At 74.8% G+C, this 16,255-nt stretch carries 12 protein-coding genes; 10 read left to right on the top strand and 2 right to left on the bottom strand.

All coding sequences use genetic code 11. The annotated features are described in order from the left end of the window. Window positions 1-73 precede the first annotated feature (73 nt). From SXIN_RS15525 to SXIN_RS15550, 6 genes are all read left to right on the top strand, one after another. Window positions 74-1,096, top strand: a complete 1,023-nt coding sequence (locus SXIN_RS15525) for a DUF6457 domain-containing protein (RefSeq protein ID WP_095757117.1) — start codon at window positions 74-76, stop codon at window positions 1,094-1,096. Next, on the top strand, window positions 1,093-3,111 hold the full coding sequence (locus SXIN_RS15530; protein WP_095757118.1) for a molybdopterin molybdotransferase MoeA: 2,019 nt from the start codon (window positions 1,093-1,095) through the stop codon (window positions 3,109-3,111). The genes SXIN_RS15525 and SXIN_RS15530 overlap by 4 nt, the downstream gene beginning before the upstream one ends. Next, window positions 3,108-4,202 (top strand): potassium channel family protein, encoded by a 1,095-nt coding sequence (locus tag SXIN_RS15535; protein ID WP_019707320.1) that lies wholly within the window; start codon window positions 3,108-3,110, stop codon window positions 4,200-4,202. The genes SXIN_RS15530 and SXIN_RS15535 overlap by 4 nt, the downstream gene beginning before the upstream one ends. A gap of 16 nt (window positions 4,203-4,218) precedes the next feature. After that, the gene (locus tag SXIN_RS15540; RefSeq protein ID WP_039820318.1) at window positions 4,219-5,196 is read left to right on the top strand and encodes an NAD(P)H-quinone oxidoreductase; all 978 of its coding nucleotides are present in this window, start codon (window positions 4,219-4,221) and stop codon (window positions 5,194-5,196) included. Between the two features lie 160 nt (window positions 5,197-5,356). Further along, the gene (locus tag SXIN_RS15545) at window positions 5,357-5,962 is read left to right on the top strand and encodes a hypothetical protein (protein WP_157916292.1); all 606 of its coding nucleotides are present in this window, start codon (window positions 5,357-5,359) and stop codon (window positions 5,960-5,962) included. A 164-nt stretch (window positions 5,963-6,126) separates the two neighbouring features. After that, window positions 6,127-6,699 (top strand): bacterial proteasome activator family protein, encoded by a 573-nt coding sequence (locus tag SXIN_RS15550; RefSeq protein ID WP_039818049.1) that lies wholly within the window; start codon window positions 6,127-6,129, stop codon window positions 6,697-6,699. A 157-nt stretch (window positions 6,700-6,856) separates the two neighbouring features. Here SXIN_RS15550 and SXIN_RS15555 read toward each other — a convergent pair whose 3' ends face one another. Then, on the bottom strand, window positions 6,857-8,569 hold the full coding sequence (locus SXIN_RS15555) for a Stk1 family PASTA domain-containing Ser/Thr kinase (RefSeq protein ID WP_095757120.1): 1,713 nt from the start codon (window positions 8,567-8,569) through the stop codon (window positions 6,857-6,859). A gap of 358 nt (window positions 8,570-8,927) precedes the next feature. Here SXIN_RS15555 and SXIN_RS15560 point away from each other — a divergent pair, with 358 nt between their 5' ends. Then, a complete protein-coding gene (locus tag SXIN_RS15560) occupies window positions 8,928-10,544 on the top strand; it encodes a protein kinase domain-containing protein (protein ID WP_095757121.1) in 1,617 nt (538 codons plus the stop codon). A gap of 158 nt (window positions 10,545-10,702) precedes the next feature. Here the strand turns inward: SXIN_RS15560 and SXIN_RS15565 are convergent, their stop codons facing one another. Continuing rightward, on the bottom strand, window positions 10,703-11,761 hold the full coding sequence (locus SXIN_RS15565; protein ID WP_420341088.1) for a phosphotransferase: 1,059 nt from the start codon (window positions 11,759-11,761) through the stop codon (window positions 10,703-10,705). A gap of 604 nt (window positions 11,762-12,365) precedes the next feature. Here SXIN_RS15565 and pdhA point away from each other — a divergent pair. Genes pdhA through SXIN_RS15580 form a run of 3 tightly spaced genes read left to right on the top strand, consistent with a single transcriptional unit; the run spans window position 12,366 to window position 16,009 of the window. Then, entirely contained in the window at window positions 12,366-13,529 is a 1,164-nt protein-coding gene (gene pdhA, locus SXIN_RS15570) for a pyruvate dehydrogenase (acetyl-transferring) E1 component subunit alpha (protein ID WP_019707316.1), read from the top strand. Between the two features lies 1 nt (window position 13,530). Beyond that, window positions 13,531-14,520, top strand: a complete 990-nt coding sequence (locus SXIN_RS15575; protein ID WP_019707315.1) for an alpha-ketoacid dehydrogenase subunit beta — start codon at window positions 13,531-13,533, stop codon at window positions 14,518-14,520. A 19-nt stretch (window positions 14,521-14,539) separates the two neighbouring features. Then, window positions 14,540-16,009, top strand: coding sequence for a dihydrolipoamide acetyltransferase family protein (locus SXIN_RS15580; RefSeq protein ID WP_095757122.1), 1,470 nt, complete (start codon window positions 14,540-14,542; stop codon window positions 16,007-16,009). Window positions 16,010-16,255: the final 246 nt, after the last annotated feature.

Raw genomic sequence — 16,255 nt, forward strand, 5'->3', positions numbered from 1 at the left:
CGCCGGGCGGGCGGGGGCGCGGGACCGGCCGGCCGGTTGTCCGGGCCGGCCGGCCTCCGGTGATACTCGGGGCATGACTGTGCTGGTGTACGACGCCGTGGTGCTGGCCGGCGGGGCCGCGAAGCGGCTGGGCGGGGCGGACAAGCCCGGACTGCGGGTGGGCGGCCGCCCCCTGCTGGACCGGGTGCTGGACGCCTGCCCGGACGCGGCCGGGACGGTCGTCGTCGGCTCGCGCCGGCCGACCGTACGGCCCGTGCGCTGGACGTTCGAACAGCCGCCGGGCGGCGGGCCCCTGGCGGCGCTCGACGCGGGCGTCCGCCACGTCACCGCCCCGGTCGTGCTGGCGCTCTCCGCCGATCTTCCGTTCCTGACGGCGGACACCGTACGAGCCCTGCTCACCGCCCTCGACGCGCCGTACACGGAAGCGGGCGCGGACGCCGGCACGGGCACGGGCGCGGGGGCCGGGATCGCCGCGGCCGCGGAGACGGGCCCGGACAGGGAGGCCGCCGCCCCGCAGCCGTACGCCCGGGCCCGCCGCCCGGAGAGCCCGTACCTCCCGGCCGGCCCGGCCCGCCCCGACGGCGTGCTGCTGACCGACGCCGACGGCCGGGACCAGCCCCTCGTCGCCGTCTACCGCACCGAGCCGCTGCGCCGCGAACTCGCCCTGATCGCGGCCGAACACGGTGGCCTCGCGCACCTCCCGCTGCGCCTGCTCACCGCGGACCTGTCGCTCCGCCGTCTGCCGGCCCCCGACCCCGCCGCGGCGTTCGACTGCGACACCTGGGACCACCTTGCCGCGGCACGGGCCCGCATCAGGGACCATGGGCGGGTGTTGGACGAATGGATTTCCGAAGTCAAGAAGGAACTCGGCATCGAGCTGGACGTGGACACCGCCGCGCTCCTCGATCTCGCCCGTGACGCCGCCCACGGGGTGGCCCGGCCCGCCGCGCCGCTCACCACCTTCCTGGTGGGTTACGCGGCCGGTCGTTCCGGGGGCGGTCCCGAACAGGTGCTGGCCAACGTCCGCCGGGCCGAGGCACTCGCCGCGCGCTGGGCCGAGGAGGCGGGCGAGGACCCGGGGAAGAACACGGAATGACGCACCGGGGAGCGGACCGCGGTGCAGCCGGCGCCGACCGGGACGTCGACGAGGCCCTCGCGATCGCCAACGACGGCCCGCCCTCGCCGCGTACGGCCGTGGCACCCTCCGCGGGATCCGCCGCGGAGCCGGCGGCACCTCCCGCCGGGGCACGCCCCGAACCGGCCGCCGCGGCACCCGGCGGATCGGCCGGACCGTCCGCCGGACCGCTCGCCGGGGCCGACGGCGCCTGGGACCCGTGGGAACGGATCAACGGCGACGGTTCGCCGGAGGGGGCGGCGTCCTCCCCGGAGGGGGCGGCGCCCGGCGGAGAGCCGGTGGACGGCCACGGTCACGGGCATGGCCACAGCCATAACCACGACCGCGACCACAACCGCGACCGCGACCGCGATCACGGCTGCCACACCGCAACCGGCGACAGGGAGCCCCCGGTGGGCCACGCCGTACACACCGGAGGGCCGGGCCCGTCCGGCGCCCCGGGGGCAGGCGCCGGGCACCGGCACGGGGCCATGCCCTGGTCCGAGGCCCGCGCCACCGCGGCCCGCGCGGTGCGCGGTCCGCTGGCCCCGGAGGTCCGTCAACTCCCGGACGCGCTGGGCACGGTGCTGGCCGAGCCGCTCACCGCGCTGACCGATCTGCCGTCCTTCGACTCCTCCGCCATGGACGGCTGGGCCGTGTCCGGCCCGGGCCCCTGGCGGATCGCCACCGGCGGACACGGCGTCCTCGCCGGGGACGACGGGCTCGTACCGCTGGAGGACGGCCACGCGGTCCGGATCGCGACGGGGGCGCGGGTGCCGCCGGGCACCACCGGAGTCCTCCGCAGCGAGTACGGCGAGATTCGCCGGCGCCCGGCCCGTGGCCCCGAGGACGGCGGGCACACCGGCGGGAACGGCGCCGGGAACACCGGCACGGGCAGCACCGGCACGGGCAGCACCGGCACGGGCAGCGGCGGCGCGGGCAGCGGCGGCGCGGGCAGCCGCGGCGGGACGAACCCCCCGACCGACGGCCCCCACGGCCAGGAGCACGGCACCACCGGAGCCCCCGCCCCCGGCGACGCCTCGCTCCACACCACCGGCGGCCATACCGTCGTGCCCGGCCAGGACATCCGCCCGCGCGGCCAGGAGTGCCGCAGCGGCGACCGGCTGCTGGCGGCCGGGACGGCGGTCACCCCCGCGGTCCTCGGCCTCGCGGCCGCCGCGGGCTACGACGAGCTGCGGACGGTCCGCCGCCCGCGCGTGGAGGTGCTGGTCCTCGGCGACGAGCTGCTGCACTCCGGGCTCCCCCGCGACGGGCGCATCCGCGACGCGCTCGGCCCGATGCTCGGCCCATGGCTGGAGACGCTCGGCGCGGAGGTCACCGGGACGTACCGGCTCGGAGACGACGCCGAGGTACTGCACACCGCCGTCACCGCGTCGGCCGCCGACGTGATCGTCACCACCGGCGGTACCGCCGCCGGCCCCGTCGACCACGTGCACCCGGTGCTCCGCCGGGCCGGGGCCGAGGTGCTGGTGGACGGCGTCGCCGTGCGGCCCGGCCATCCCATGCTGCTGGCCCGGCTCGCGCCCGGCCGGCATCTCGTCGGCCTGCCCGGCAACCCCCTCGCCGCCGTCTCGGGGCTGCTGACGCTCGTCGAGCCGCTGCTCCGCGCGCTCTGCGGCCGCGCCCCGCGCGCCGCCGCGTACGTCCCGCTGGCGGAGGGCGCGCCGGGCCACCCCCGGGACACCCGCCTGGTGCCCGTGGTGCGCCGCACCGGCACCCCGGCGGCGCCCCCGTCCGGCCGCTCCGGGCACCCCGGCGGACGCGCCCCCGGCAGCCGGGGGACCGCCGCCCGGAGCAGCGGAAAGACCGCCGCGGGGACCGGCCACCGGGCGGTGCCGCTGCGCTTCAACGGACCGGCTATGCTCCGCGGGATCGCCGCCGCCGACGGGCTCGCCGTCGTGCCGCCGGGCGGCGCCGAGGACGGATCCATGGCGGAGATTCTCGAACTCCCCTGGTTCGAGGGGGAGACCGAGTGAAGCTGCCGAGTTACGACGTCGCCGCGCGGGACGCCCCGGACGCCACCGGCTTCCGCATCCAGCTGCCGCGCCGCATCGCCGCGCACCCCCTGCGCCAGGTGGCGCGGCGGCTGCTGCTGGCGCTGCTGGTCCTGCTGACCACCGTGATGATCGTCTACCTCGACCGCGACGGCTACACCGACAACACCGACGAGAGCGTCGACTTCCTCGACGCCGCCTACTACGCCACCGTCACCCTCTCCACCACCGGCTACGGCGACATCATCCCGGCCAGCGACAGCGCCCGGCTCGTCAACATCCTGGCGGTGACGCCGCTGCGGGTGATGTTCCTGATCATTCTCGTCGGCACGACCCTGGAGGTCCTCACGGAGCGCACCCGTGAGGAGTGGCGGCTGGCCCGTTGGAGGACCCACTTGCGCGACCACACCGTCATCATCGGCTACGGCACCAAGGGCCGTTCGGCCGTGCAGACCCTGCACGCCAAGGGCCTGCCGAAGGACCAGGTCGTCATCGTCGATCCGAGCAGCAAGGTGATCGACTCGGCCAACGCCGAGGGCTTCGTGGGCGTGATCGGGGACGCCACCCGCAGCGACGTCCTGCTGCGCGCCGAGGCGCAGAAGGCCCGTCAGATCATCATCGCCACCCAGCGCGACGACACCGCCGTCCTCGTGACCCTGACGGCCCGTCAGATGAACCGGGCGGCGAAGATCGTCGCGGCCGTCCGGGAGGAGGAGAACGCTCTGCTGCTCCGCCAGTCCGGCGCCGACGCCGTGATCACCAGCGCCAGCGCGGCCGGCCGGCTGCTCGGCCTCTCCTCCCTCAGCCCGAGCGCGGGCACGGTCATGGAGGACCTCATCCAGCAGGGCAGCGGACTGGACCTCGTCGAACGCCCGGTGGTCAAGTCCGAAGTGGGCCGTTCCGTGCGGGAGACGGACGACCTGGTGGTCTCCGTGCTCCGCGGGCACCGGCTGCTGCCCTACGACGACCCGACCGCGAGCCCGCTGCGCTCCACCGACCGCCTCATCACCATCGTCCGGGCCCGTCCCCGGCCGCACCCGGCGGAACCGGAGGAGCGCCGGCCGCGGGAGTAGCCTCGCGGGCATGTCCATTCACGCGATCACCATCCCCGAACCCGGCGGACCCGAGGCCCTGGTGTGGGCCGAGGTCCCGGATCCCGTACCCGCTGAGGGGGAAGTGCTGGTCGAGGTGGCGGCCAGTGCCGTCAACCGCGCCGACCTCCTGCAACGCCAGGGCTACTACGACCCGCCGCGGGGCGCCTCGCCGTACCCCGGTCTGGAGTGCTCCGGGCGGATCGCGGCGCTGGGGCCGGGGGTCGCGGGCTGGGCCGTCGGTGACGAGGTGTGCGCGCTGCTCTCGGGCGGCGGTTACGCGGAGAAGGTGGCCGTGCCTGCCGGGCAGCTGCTGCCGCTGCCCGAGGGGGTCGACGCGGTGACGGCCGCGGGCCTGCCGGAGGTCGCCTGCACGGTCTGGTCCAACGTCTTCATGATCGCCCATCTCCGGCCCGGCGACACCCTGCTGGTGCACGGCGGGGCGAGCGGCATCGGGACCATGGCGATCCAGCTGGCCAAGGCGGCCGGTGCCCGGGTCGCGGTCACCGCGGGCAGCGCGGAGAAGCTGGAGCGCTGCCGGGAGCTGGGCGCGGACATCCTGATCAACTACCACGAGCAGGACTTCGTCCAGGAGCTGCGCAAGGCAACCGACGGCGCCGGGGCCGACGTCATCCTGGACATCATCGGCGCCAAGTACCTGGACTGGAACGTGAAGGCGCTGGCGGTCAACGGCCGGCTCGCCATCATCGGCCTGCAGGGCGGCGTCAAGGGCGAACTCAACCTCAACGCCCTGCTGTCGAAGCGGGGCGCGGTCACCGCCACCTCGCTGCGCGCCCGTCCGGAGGCGGAGAAGGCGTCGATCGTCGCGGCGGTGCGCGAGCATGTGTGGCCGCTGGTCGCGGCGGGCCGGGTGCGGCCGGTCGTGGACCGCACGGTGCCGATGCGGGACGCCGCCGAGGCGCACCGGGCGATGGAGGCCGGCGGCCACGTCGGCAAGATCCTGCTGGTGCCGTAGCGGGCCTTCCCGCCGGGGCGGCGGGGAGACGCCCGGTGCGGTGCCGGTGCCGGGCCGGGTGCGCTGCCGGGAAGGCCCGGGACGGCCGGGATGCCGGGCGGGTCCCCCCGTGTGACGCTGGACACCGTCCTACCGTTTCGGCCCGGGAAGGTGTCCGACCGTGACTCCGGTGTTCCGTGCACGGCTCGCGTCGGGACTGCTGGCAGCCGCGGTGCTCGTCCCCGCGCCTCTCGTCCTCCTGCACGACCGCCTCTCCGGCGACGCGGAGCCGCGGGCCGCGTCCTCCCCCACCGCCCGGCGCGACGGCGAGACCGCCGCGGGACGGCGGGCGGCCGAGGGGCGCACCCGGCCCGGCCGGAACACGCCCCCGCCCCGCCCCGGCCGTCCCGGGCACCCACCGCCCGGTGGCGCGGCCCCCTGGTTCCCGCCCGCGGAGGACCACGGCGCGGCGGCGGAGGGGCGGCGCCCGGACCTCCCGTACGGGTACCGGTACGAGGACGAGGTGTATCCGTACGGCCCGCGCCCGTACGAGTGGAGCCCCGACCGGCCGGGCCCGCCGGAGAAGGGGCCGGACGGCTCCACGGAAACGGGCGGCACCGGCGGCGCCACGGACGCCGGCCCGGGCTCCGGTCGGGACTCCGGTACGGGCGCTCCCGCCGCCGCGCCGACCGGCCGCCCGGCGATGCGGGTGCTGCCGCTGGGCACCGGCCTGGTGCTGGTCGGTCTGGGGCTCGGCTTCATCGGCCTCCGACTGCGCCGCGGCTGAGCCCGCTCCCCGTCCGTCCCCGCGCGGCGCCCGCGCGGTCCGCCCGGCGCCCGCGCCGCCTCTCCGCGCCCCCGCCCGATCCGGTACCCCTCCGCGCCGCTGTGAGGATCGTCTCCCCGGGCCCCTGTCCGTCCGGCCCGCGCCGTGTGCGCGAGAATGGCCGCATGGAGAAGCCGAGTAATGAACGGTCGCAGGAGAGCTCCCATGTCCTGGTCGTGGGGCCGGACGGAATGGCTCTCGGAAAGGCCGCCGGCGCCGGCGAGGAGGAGCAGGGCGAGTCCCGCGAGACCCCGCTGACGGAAATGGTCGAACAGCCCGCCAAGGTCATGCGCATCGGCAGCATGATCAAGCAACTGCTGGAAGAGGTCCGGGCGGCTCCTCTCGACGAGGCGAGCCGGGTGCGGCTCAAGGAGATCCACGCGAGCTCCGTCAAGGAGCTGGAGGACGGACTGGCCCCGGAGCTGGTGGAGGAACTGGAGCGGCTCTCGCTGCCGTTCACCGACGACGCGGTGCCCACCGAGGCCGAGCTGCGCATCGCGCAGGCCCAGCTGGTCGGCTGGCTGGAGGGCCTCTTCCACGGCATCCAGACCGCGCTCTTCGCCCAGCAGATGGCCGCCCGCGCCCAGCTGGAGCAGATGCGCCGCGCGCTGCCCCCGGGCGTCCAGCTGCCGGACCAGGAGATCGAGGAGGAGGGCGGCCGTCCCGGCGGCGGCGCCCGCTCCGGCCCGTATCTCTGACCGGCCGGAACGCCCCGTGGACGGTTCGAGGACGGTCCGCGGGGCCTCTCGCGGGATTCCCGTCGCGTCCCGGGTCGCGCAGGCAACGGCCGGGGACCGGCACACACGGCGTGTGACGCGCGCCGTACGTGCCGGTCCCCGGCCCCGTGTTCCCCGCCTACTCGGGCTTGCCCGTGGCGACGGTCAGCGTGATCGTGTCCTTGTCCGGGTCGAACGGCTCGCCCTTGCGGGGGATCTGCTCCAGGACGGCGTTCTTCCCCCAGATGGAGGAGTCCTCGTACTCCAGGTCGTTGTACTTCCAGCCCGCCTGGTTCATGCAGTCCTTCACCGACGCGATGTGGCGGAAGCGCAGATCCGGCATGGACACCGCATCCTTGTCGTCGTAGTGCTCGTACGCGTCCGTGCACTTCTCCGGGTCGATCGTCCGGCTCTTGTCCTCCGCGATCTCCTTGGCCGGCGCGGCGTCGCCGCCCTCGCCGTCACCCGTCTCGCCGCCCGTGGGGGACGGGTCCGCGGACTCGCCGGTTCCGGGGCCGGCCTGCTTCCCGTCGTCGTCGCCGTTGTTGAGGACGAGAGCCGTGATCAGACCACCGAGGGCCAGCAGGACCACCACGACGGCGCCCACGACCACCGGCATGCTGCTGTTCCTGCCGCCGCCCGTGCCGCTGCCGCCGGCCGGCGGCGAGAGGTTGTACGGGGCCGGGCCGGAGGGGCCGTAGGGGGAGGGCGCCGGATAGCCCTGCTGCCCCATCGGATAGCTGGGCGGCGGCGGAGTGGACGGGCCGAAGCCGCCCGGGCCCGCGAGGCCCGGGACGGGCGGCTGCTGGTACGGCGTCTGCACGCCCTGCACGCCCTGCACGCCCTGCCCGGGCAGGGCGGGGTTCTGCTGGTCCAGCGGCGGGAAGACCGCCGAACCCACCCCCGCGCCGCTGGCCCGCGCCCCCGCCCCGTCGACGATCGCCGGGGCGGCGCCGGTCCGCGCCGCGGACGCCACCCGCTCGCACTCCTGGCGCATCGCCTCCGCCGTCGGGAAGCGCTCGTTCGGGTTCTTCTTCAGCGCCCGGGCGATGAGCGCGTCCACCGCCGGCGGCAGGGAGCGGTTGACGGCCGACGGGACGGGCGGCTCCTCCTGCACATGCGCGTAGGCGATGGCCAGCGGGGAGTCCGCGTCGAACGGCAACTGCCCGGTGAGCAGTTCGAAGAGGAGGATGCCGACGGAGTAGAGGTCGGAGCGGGCGTCGACACCGCGCCCCAGCGCCTGCTCCGGCGAGAGGTACTGGGGGGTGCCGACGACCATGCCGGTCTGCGTCATCGACGTCACGCCGGACTGCATGGCCCGCGCGATGCCGAAGTCCATGACCTTGACCACGTCGCGCCTGTTCATCATGACGTTGCCCGGCTTGATGTCCCGGTGGACCAGGCCCATCTCATGGCTGACCTCGAGGGCCGCCAGCACATCGCCCGCGATCTTCAGGGCCTTCTCGGCGGGCATCGCGCCGTACCGGGCGATGTCCTCGTCGAGCACGGAGCGCAGCGGGCGGCCCTCCACGTACTCCATGACGATGTACGGCATCTTGCCGCCGCCCTCGGCGTCGGAGAGGGCGTCCTCGCCGGTGTCGAAGACGGAGACGATGTTGGTGTGGGAGAGTTTGGCGACCGACTGCGCCTCGCGCCGGAAGCGCTCGCGGAACGCCTCCTCGCGGCCCAGCTCGGTGTGGAGGACCTTGATGGCCACCTGCCGGTCCAGCACGGTGTCGTACGCCAGGTGCACGGAGGCCATGCCGCCCGCGCCGAGCAGGTCACGCAGCTGGTACCGCCCGCCCGCGACCGACCGCCCCCGGTAGCGGCCCTGCCCGCCGTCGTCGCTCATGTGACTGACTCCCCCTGTGCGGACGGCCGGGCCGATCGTCCTGGCCGGCTGCTCGAACAACCTTGATTCCGGCCAAGTCTGCCGCAGGGGTCGGCCACGTCCAAGCCGGGTGCCCGTTCCGTGACCGGATGGGCGAGAAGAGTTCGAGAAGCGTTACAGCATCACCATGGACGGGGGGCGGATTTGCCTCCGTGCGCCCCCGGCGGTTTGGATGGTCTGTCCACCGGGGAACGGCGCGCCGCGCGGAGGCTGTAGCGTGCCTACCGGAAGACCCCTGGGTCCCCGAGCCGGCGGCGGGGGATTCGGTGAGGGGATCCCGGACCGCGTACAGCGGACAGACTGACTACGGCGAGGACTGATGGCACAGACGCGCTCCGGGGGCCCGTCCGAATCCGAACCGGCGAACGGCGGCAACGGCAACGGCGGCTCCGGTGACTCCCCCGAGCTGTGGGGCGACGGCGGACTGGTGGGGGACGGGCGCTACCGCCTGACCCACCGGCTCGGCCGCGGCGGCATGGCGGAGGTCTTCGCCGCCGAGGACGTCCGGCTCGGCCGCACGGTCGCGGTGAAGCTTCTGCGCTCCGATCTCGCCGAGGACCCGGTCTCCAAAGCCCGCTTCACGCGCGAGGCCCAGTCGGTGGCGGGGCTGAACCACCACGCGGTGGTCGCGGTCTACGACTCCGGCGAGGACGTGATCGGCGGCAGCACCGTCCCCTACATCGTCATGGAGCTCGTCGAGGGCCGGACGATCCGGGATCTGCTGATCGAGTCCGACGCGCCGCCGCCGGACCAGGCGCTGATCATCGTCTCCGGGGTGCTGGAGGCGCTGGCGTACAGCCACCACCACGGCATCGTGCACCGCGACATCAAGCCCGCGAACGTGATCATCACCAACACGGGCGCGGTCAAGGTCATGGACTTCGGCATCGCCCGCGCGCTGCACGGCGCGCAGTCCACGATGACCCAGACCGGCATGGTCATGGGCACCCCGCAGTACCTCTCGCCGGAACAGGCCCTCGGCAAGACCGTGGACACCCGCTCCGACCTGTACGCCACCGGCTGCCTGCTCTACGAACTGCTCGCGCACCGCCCGCCGTTCACCGGCGAGAGCCCGCTGTCGGTGGTCTACCAGCACGTCCAGGACATGCCGGTGCCGCCCTCCCGGGTGTCGGGCGCGGTGCCGCCGGAGCTGGACGGGCTGGTGATGCGGTCGCTGGCCAAGGACCCGGACGACCGGTTCCAGACCGCCGAGGAGATGCGCGGGCTGGCGCAGTACGCCCTGCAGATGCTGACCGAGCACGGCGGCCACACCGGCGCCTGGGACACCGGCACGGTCGCCATGGCGGGCGCGGCCCCCGCGGCCGGTACGACCGCCATGATGCCGGCGGGCGGCGGCGACACCTCGCAGATCCCGGCCCCGCTGCTGGGCCCCCCGCGGGGCGACGACGGCGGCTTCGACGGCACCCGGCACGACGGCGGCCGGGGCGGCTCCGGCCGGGGCCGCGGCCCGCTGCTGCTGGTGGCGGCGCTGGCGCTGATCGCCGTCACCGTCGGGATCATCTTCGCGCTCGACAGGCGCGACGAGGGCCGGGAGCCGGACCAGAAGCCCTCGCCGACGGTCTCCCAGACCCAGGACAAGGAGACCTCCCCGTCGCCGGAGGACGAGGCCACCCAGGACACGGAGACGGACCCCGGGACCGGCGGGCAGAACGAGGACTACACGCCCGAACAGCCGAGCGGCGAGTACACCCCGTCCCAGGACCCGACCGGCGGCGAGACGACCCCCACCACTCCGAGCCAGCCGCCGCCGTCGACCCCGTCCCAGAGCACCCCGAGCGGTCCGGGCAGCGACCCGGGCGAAACCGGTGAACCGGGCGGTGATCCGGGCGGTGATCCGGGCGGTGCCGGCGGCGATCCGGGCGGCGCCGGCGGTGGCGACGCGGGAGCGGTCGACGGAGGGGGCGCCGGAGACTGACCGGCCCGGGCCCCTCCCTCCCTTGTCCGCCCCACCGCAGTGCATGTCTACGACCCCCGTCCGCACCGGACCATACGCCGGGTGCGGACGGGGGCCTTCGCCGTCGCGGGCCGTCGCGCCCGGCCCCGGGGCGCCCGCTGCCGTCCCGCCCCGGGCCCTCAGGCCGTGAACGCGTCCCGCACCGCGTCGTAGTGCTCGGTCCACCACACGGCCAGGGCCGCCGCCGCCGGGAACTGGGCGTCGGCGCGCGGGTCGCGCAGTTCGTAGCGCCAGCGCAGCATCCAGAAGTCGTTCAGCCGTTCCCACCACACCCGGTGAACGGCCGCGGCCAGTTCGGCCGGGTCCGCCCCGGAGGCCCGCCGGTAGCCGCGCGCGTAGGAGCGGACCCCGGGCAGCGCGAGGGGTCCGCGGGGGCGGACGAAGAAGATGGCCGCGGCCCGGACGGCCTCCTCGGCGCGCGGCTGGACGCTCAGCCGGTCCCAGTCGACGATCGCCGCCGGTTCGGTACCCCGGTAGAGGAGGTTCAGGGGGTGGAAGTCGCCGTGCACCCAGCCCGCGGCGGGTTCGGCGCCGGGGCGCGGGCGGCGGTGGGCGTGGCGGCGGAGCAGGGCGCGCCGTTCGGTGAGCCGGTGCTCGGCGAGTTCGTCGAAGGCGTCGCGCTGCGGCCGGCGGCGGGCGCGTGCCAGGAGCTCGTCGATCAGCGCGTAGGTGTCGGCGGGTTCGGCGCTGGCCAGGGCGGGCGGGCTGGTGGGCGAGGCGGGGCGGCGGGGGCCGGGTAAGCGGAGGCGGTCGCCCGGCCCGGTGCCGCCCGGCCCCGGAGCGGACGCCGGCGCGGGCGGCATGATCCGCTCCAGCGCGGTGTGCACCCGGCCGAGGAGTTCGCCGAGCCGGCCGCACTCGGCGCGGGTGAGCTGGGATCCGTAGCGGTGCCGGCCGTCGATCCAGGGGTGCAGGGCGAAGCAGCGGCCGCCGGTGACGGCGACGGTGGAGCCGGCGGTGTCGGCCAGCGGCGGGACGACGGGGAGGCCGAGGGCGGCGAGCCGGGCGGTCGCGCGGTGCTGGCGGGCGATGGCGGGGCTGTCGCCGTCGAGATGGTGTTTGAGGAAGAAGCGGCCGCGGGTGGTGGTCAGGGCGTAGCCGCGGTTGAGCAGGCCGTGCGTCACCCGTTCGCAGGAGAGCGGCTCGCCGAGGGCGTAGCGGCGCGCCAGGACGGTCAGCGCGTCCGTGCCGGGGGCGTCCGTACCGGGGGTGTCCGTGCAGGGCCCGCCGGGGTTGCCGGTGTTGTCCGGCCCGTCGGTCCGGGAAGGGCCGGAGCCGCCGGGACCGGGGTCCGGCCGGTCCGGTGCGAGGGCCGTGGGCGGGGTGTCCGGGCCGGGGACGGGGTCCGGTGGAGCGGGGGCAACGGATGAGCGCGGCACTCGTCAAATGTTAGATCACGCTGAGTGCTCGATCCGGAACCGGGGCCTCAACAAGACGGGCTCCCGCTCCGGCTTATCCCCGCGAACTCTTCCCGTGCTCTTGCCCCCCGGGTTAACGTGCCGTTGTCCCGGCTCCGCAGGGCTGTGACCAGTGGTCTTCCCCGGCTTTCCCGATTTACTTGGAAATCCAAGCAAAATCCCAGGTCAGAGGGGGTTTCGCAGGAATGCGGACCACTGGGTAACGTGCGTCCTGCGGCCAGAGCCGGGCGCCTGTCACGCCCGGTCCGCCGGCCGCACCCACCCCGTGCGCCGTTTCGAATCGGGTGAGCCCCCCCTGCCGTCGGCAAGGGGACCTACTGGGCCACCGGCGACCCCGGGGGCCGGACAGACGGAGGAGCACACCGTGACCGTGGAGAGCACCGCGGGGCGCAAGCCACGCCGCACCACAGCGAAACGCGCCGGCGCCAAGAAGCCACCGGCACCGGCCGCCGCAGCCGGGCAGCCGGAGCTCGTACAGCTGCTGACCCCCGAGGGCAAGCGCGTCGAGCACCCCGAGTACTCCATCGACCTCGGCCCCGAGGAGCTGCGCGGGCTGTACCGGGACATGGTGCTGACCCGGCGCTTCGACGCCGAGGCCACCGCGCTCCAGCGCCAGGGCGAGCTGGGCCTGTGGGCCTCGCTGCTGGGCCAGGAGGCCGCGCAGATCGGCTCCGGCCGCGCGCTGCGGGACGACGACTACGTCTTCCCCACCTACCGCGAGCACGGTGTGGCCTGGTGCCGCGGCGTGGACCCGACCAATCTGCTGGGCATGTTCCGCGGTGTGAACAACGGCGGCTGGGATCCGACGAGCAACAACTTCCACCTCTACACGATCGTCATCGGCTCGCAGGCGCTGCACGCCACCGGCTACGCCATGGGCGTGGCCAAGGACGGCGCCGACTCCGCCGTGATCGCCTACTTCGGCGACGGCGCGAGCAGCCAGGGCGACGTGGCCGAGGCGTTCACCTTCTCCGCGGTCTACAACGCCCCGGTGGTGTTCTTCTGCCAGAACAACCAGTGGGCCATCTCCGAGCCCACCGAGAAGCAGACCCGCGTCCCGCTCTACCAGCGCGCCCAGGGCTACGGCTTCCCCGGCGTCCGGGTCGACGGCAACGACGTCCTGGCCTGCCTCGCCGTCACCCGCTCCGCGCTGGAGCGCGCCCGCCGCGGCGAGGGCCCGACCCTCGTCGAGGCGTTCACCTACCGGATGGGCGCCCACACCACCTCCGACGACCCGACCAAGTACCGGCGGGACGAGGAGCGGGAGGCCTGGGAGGCCAAGGATCCGATCCAGCGGCTGCGCGCCTACCTGGAGGCCGAGGGCATCGCCGACGCGGCGTTCCTCGCCGGGCTGGACCAGGAGAGCGAGGAGCTGGGCCGCCACGTGCGCGACGCGATCCGGCTGATGCCGGACCCCGACACCATGGCGATCTTCGAGAACATCTACGCGGACGGCCACGCCCTGGTCGACGAGGAGCGTGCGCAGTTCGCCGCCTACCAGGCGTCCTTCGCCGAGGAGGGCAACTGACATGGCTGCCGAGAAGACCGTGAAGCTCCCGATCGCCAAGGCGATCAACGAGTCCCTCCGCAAGGCCATGGAGGACGACCCCAAGGTCCTGATCATGGGTGAGGACGTCGGCAAGCTCGGCGGCGTCTTCCGGGTCACCGACGGCCTGCAGAAGGACTTCGGCGAGGACCGGGTCATCGACACCCCGCTCGCCGAGTCCGGCATCGTCGGCACCGCCATCGGCATGGCGCTGCGCGGCTACCGCCCGGTGGTGGAGATCCAGTTCGACGGTTTCGTCTTCCCCGCGTACGACCAGATCGTCACCCAGCTCGCCAAGATGCACGCCCGGGCCCTCGGCAAGATCAAGCTGCCCGTCGTCATCCGCATCCCCTACGGCGGCGGCATCGGCGCGGTCGAGCACCACAGCGAGTCGCCCGAGGCGCTGTTCGCGCACGTCGCGGGGCTCAAGTGCGTCTCCCCGTCCAACTCCGCGGACGCCTACTGGATGATGCAGCAGGCCATCCGGAGCGACGACCCGGTCATCTTCTTCGAGCCCAAGCGGCGCTACTGGGACAAGGGCGAGGTCGACACCGCCGCCGCCCCCGGCCCGCTGCACGAGGCCGTCACCGCCCGCGAGGGCACCGACCTCACCCTCGTCGCCTACGGCCCGATGGTGAAGGTCTGCCTGGAGGCGGCGGCCGCGGCGGCCGAGGAGGGCAAGTCGCTGGAGGTCCTGGACCTCCGCTCGATGTCCCCGATCGACTTCGACGCGATCCAGCGCTCGGTCGAGAAGACCCGGCGGCTGGTCGTCGTGCACGAGGCTCCGGTATTCCTGGGGACGGGATCGGAGATCGCCGCCCGGCTCACCGAGCGGTGCTTCTACCACCTGGAGGCCCCGGTGCTGCGTGTGGGCGGATACCACGCGCCGTACCCGCCGGCCAGGCTGGAGGAGGAGTATCTGCCCGGCCTGGACCGGGTGCTCGACTCCGTCGACCGCGCTCTGGCGTACTGAAGGGACGGGGACAGTGACGATGACAGCGACTTCCCAGCGCTTCCGCGAGTTCCGGATGCCCGACGTGGGCGAGGGGCTCACCGAGGCCGAGATCCTCAAGTGGTACGTGGGGCCCGGCGACACCGTGTCCGACGGGCAGACCGTCTGCGAGGTGGAGACCGCCAAGGCGGCCGTGGAACTGCCCATCCCCTTCGACGGCGTGGTGCGCGAACTGCACTTCGAGGAAGGGGCGACGGTCGACGTCGGCTCCGTCTTCATCACCGTCGACACCCAGCCGGGCGCCGACGGCGACGGTGACGGCGGCGCCGCGCCGGCCGCGGACGCGGTGCCCGCCCCCGCCCCCGCCGCGGAGGCGGCGGCCCCCGAGGGGGCGGAGCAGCCGCAGGAGCGGCAGCCGGTGCTGGTGGGCTACGGCGTCTCGGCCGCGTCCACCAAGCGCCGCGCGCGCAAGCCGCAGCCCGGCGCCGAGCCCCGGGTGTCCGCTCCGGCGCAGGCCGCTCCGGCGCAGGCCGCCCCGGCCCCGGCCCCGGCCGCTCCGGCGCAGGCCGTCCCGGCCGGTGTCCCGGAGGCTCCCCGGCCGCTGGCCAAGCCGCCCGTCCGCAAGCTCGCCAAGGACCTCGGCGTCGATCTGGCGTCGATCACCCCGACCGGCCCGGACTCCATCGTGACCCGCGAGGACGTGCACGCCGCGGCCGCCGCGGCGAGCGCCCAAGCTGCGGCACCGGAGACGGCCCCGGCCGCTCCGGCCCCCGCCGCCGCACCGGCCGCAGCCCCCGTCTCCGCCGACGGCCGCGAGACCCGGGTGCCGATCAAGGGCGTACGGAAGGCCACCGCCCAGGCGGTGACCGGCAGCGCCTTCACCGCACCGCACGTCACGGAGTTCATCACCGTCGACGTGACCCGGACGATGAAGCTCGTCCAGGAGCTCAAGCAGGACCCGGAGATGGCCGGCCTGCGGGTCAACCCGCTGCTGCTGGTCGCCAAGGCCCTGCTGGTCGCGATCAAGCGCAACCCGGAGGTCAACGCGGCCTGGGACGAGGCCAACCAGGAGATCGTGCACAAGGAGTACGTCAACCTCGGCATCGCCGCGGCCACCCCGCGCGGTCTGATGGTGCCGAACATCAAGGACGCGCACGCCAAGACCCTGCCGCAACTGGCCCGGGAGCTGGGCGAGCTGGTGGCCACCGCCCGGGAGGGGAAGACCTCCCCGGCGGCCATGCAGGGCGGCACGGTCACCATCACCAACGTCGGCGTCTTCGGCGTCGACACCGGTACGCCGATCCTCAACCCCGGCGAGTCCGCGATCCTGGCCTTCGGCGCGGTCAAGGAGCGGCCGTGGGTGCACAAGGGCAAGGTCAAGCCGCGCCAGGTGACGACGCTCGGCCTCTCCTTCGACCACCGGCTGGTCGACGGGGAGCTGGGCTCCAAGGTCCTCGCGGACACCGCGGCGATCCTGGAACACCCCAAGCGGCTCATCACCTGGGCCTGACGGATACGGACCGCGCGGGGCCCGTACGATGCGCGGGCCCGGCCCGTACCGGACCGCTCGCACCGCTCGCACCGCTCGACACCCGGAAGCCCGGACGCCGTTCGCGTCCGGGCTTCCCGGCTTTCCGGCAGCGGCCGGGACTCTCCCGGGCACCCCGGCACGGCGCAGCGGCCGGGGTGCCGGCGCGCGGCCCCCGCCCCCCGGCCCACCGCGGACCTCCGGACGCCCACCAGTGTTCAGCGGCCG

Origin of the sequence: Streptomyces xinghaiensis S187 (genome assembly GCF_000220705.2) — a bacterium.
Taxonomy (GTDB): Bacteria; Actinomycetota; Actinomycetes; order Streptomycetales; family Streptomycetaceae; genus Streptomyces; species Streptomyces xinghaiensis.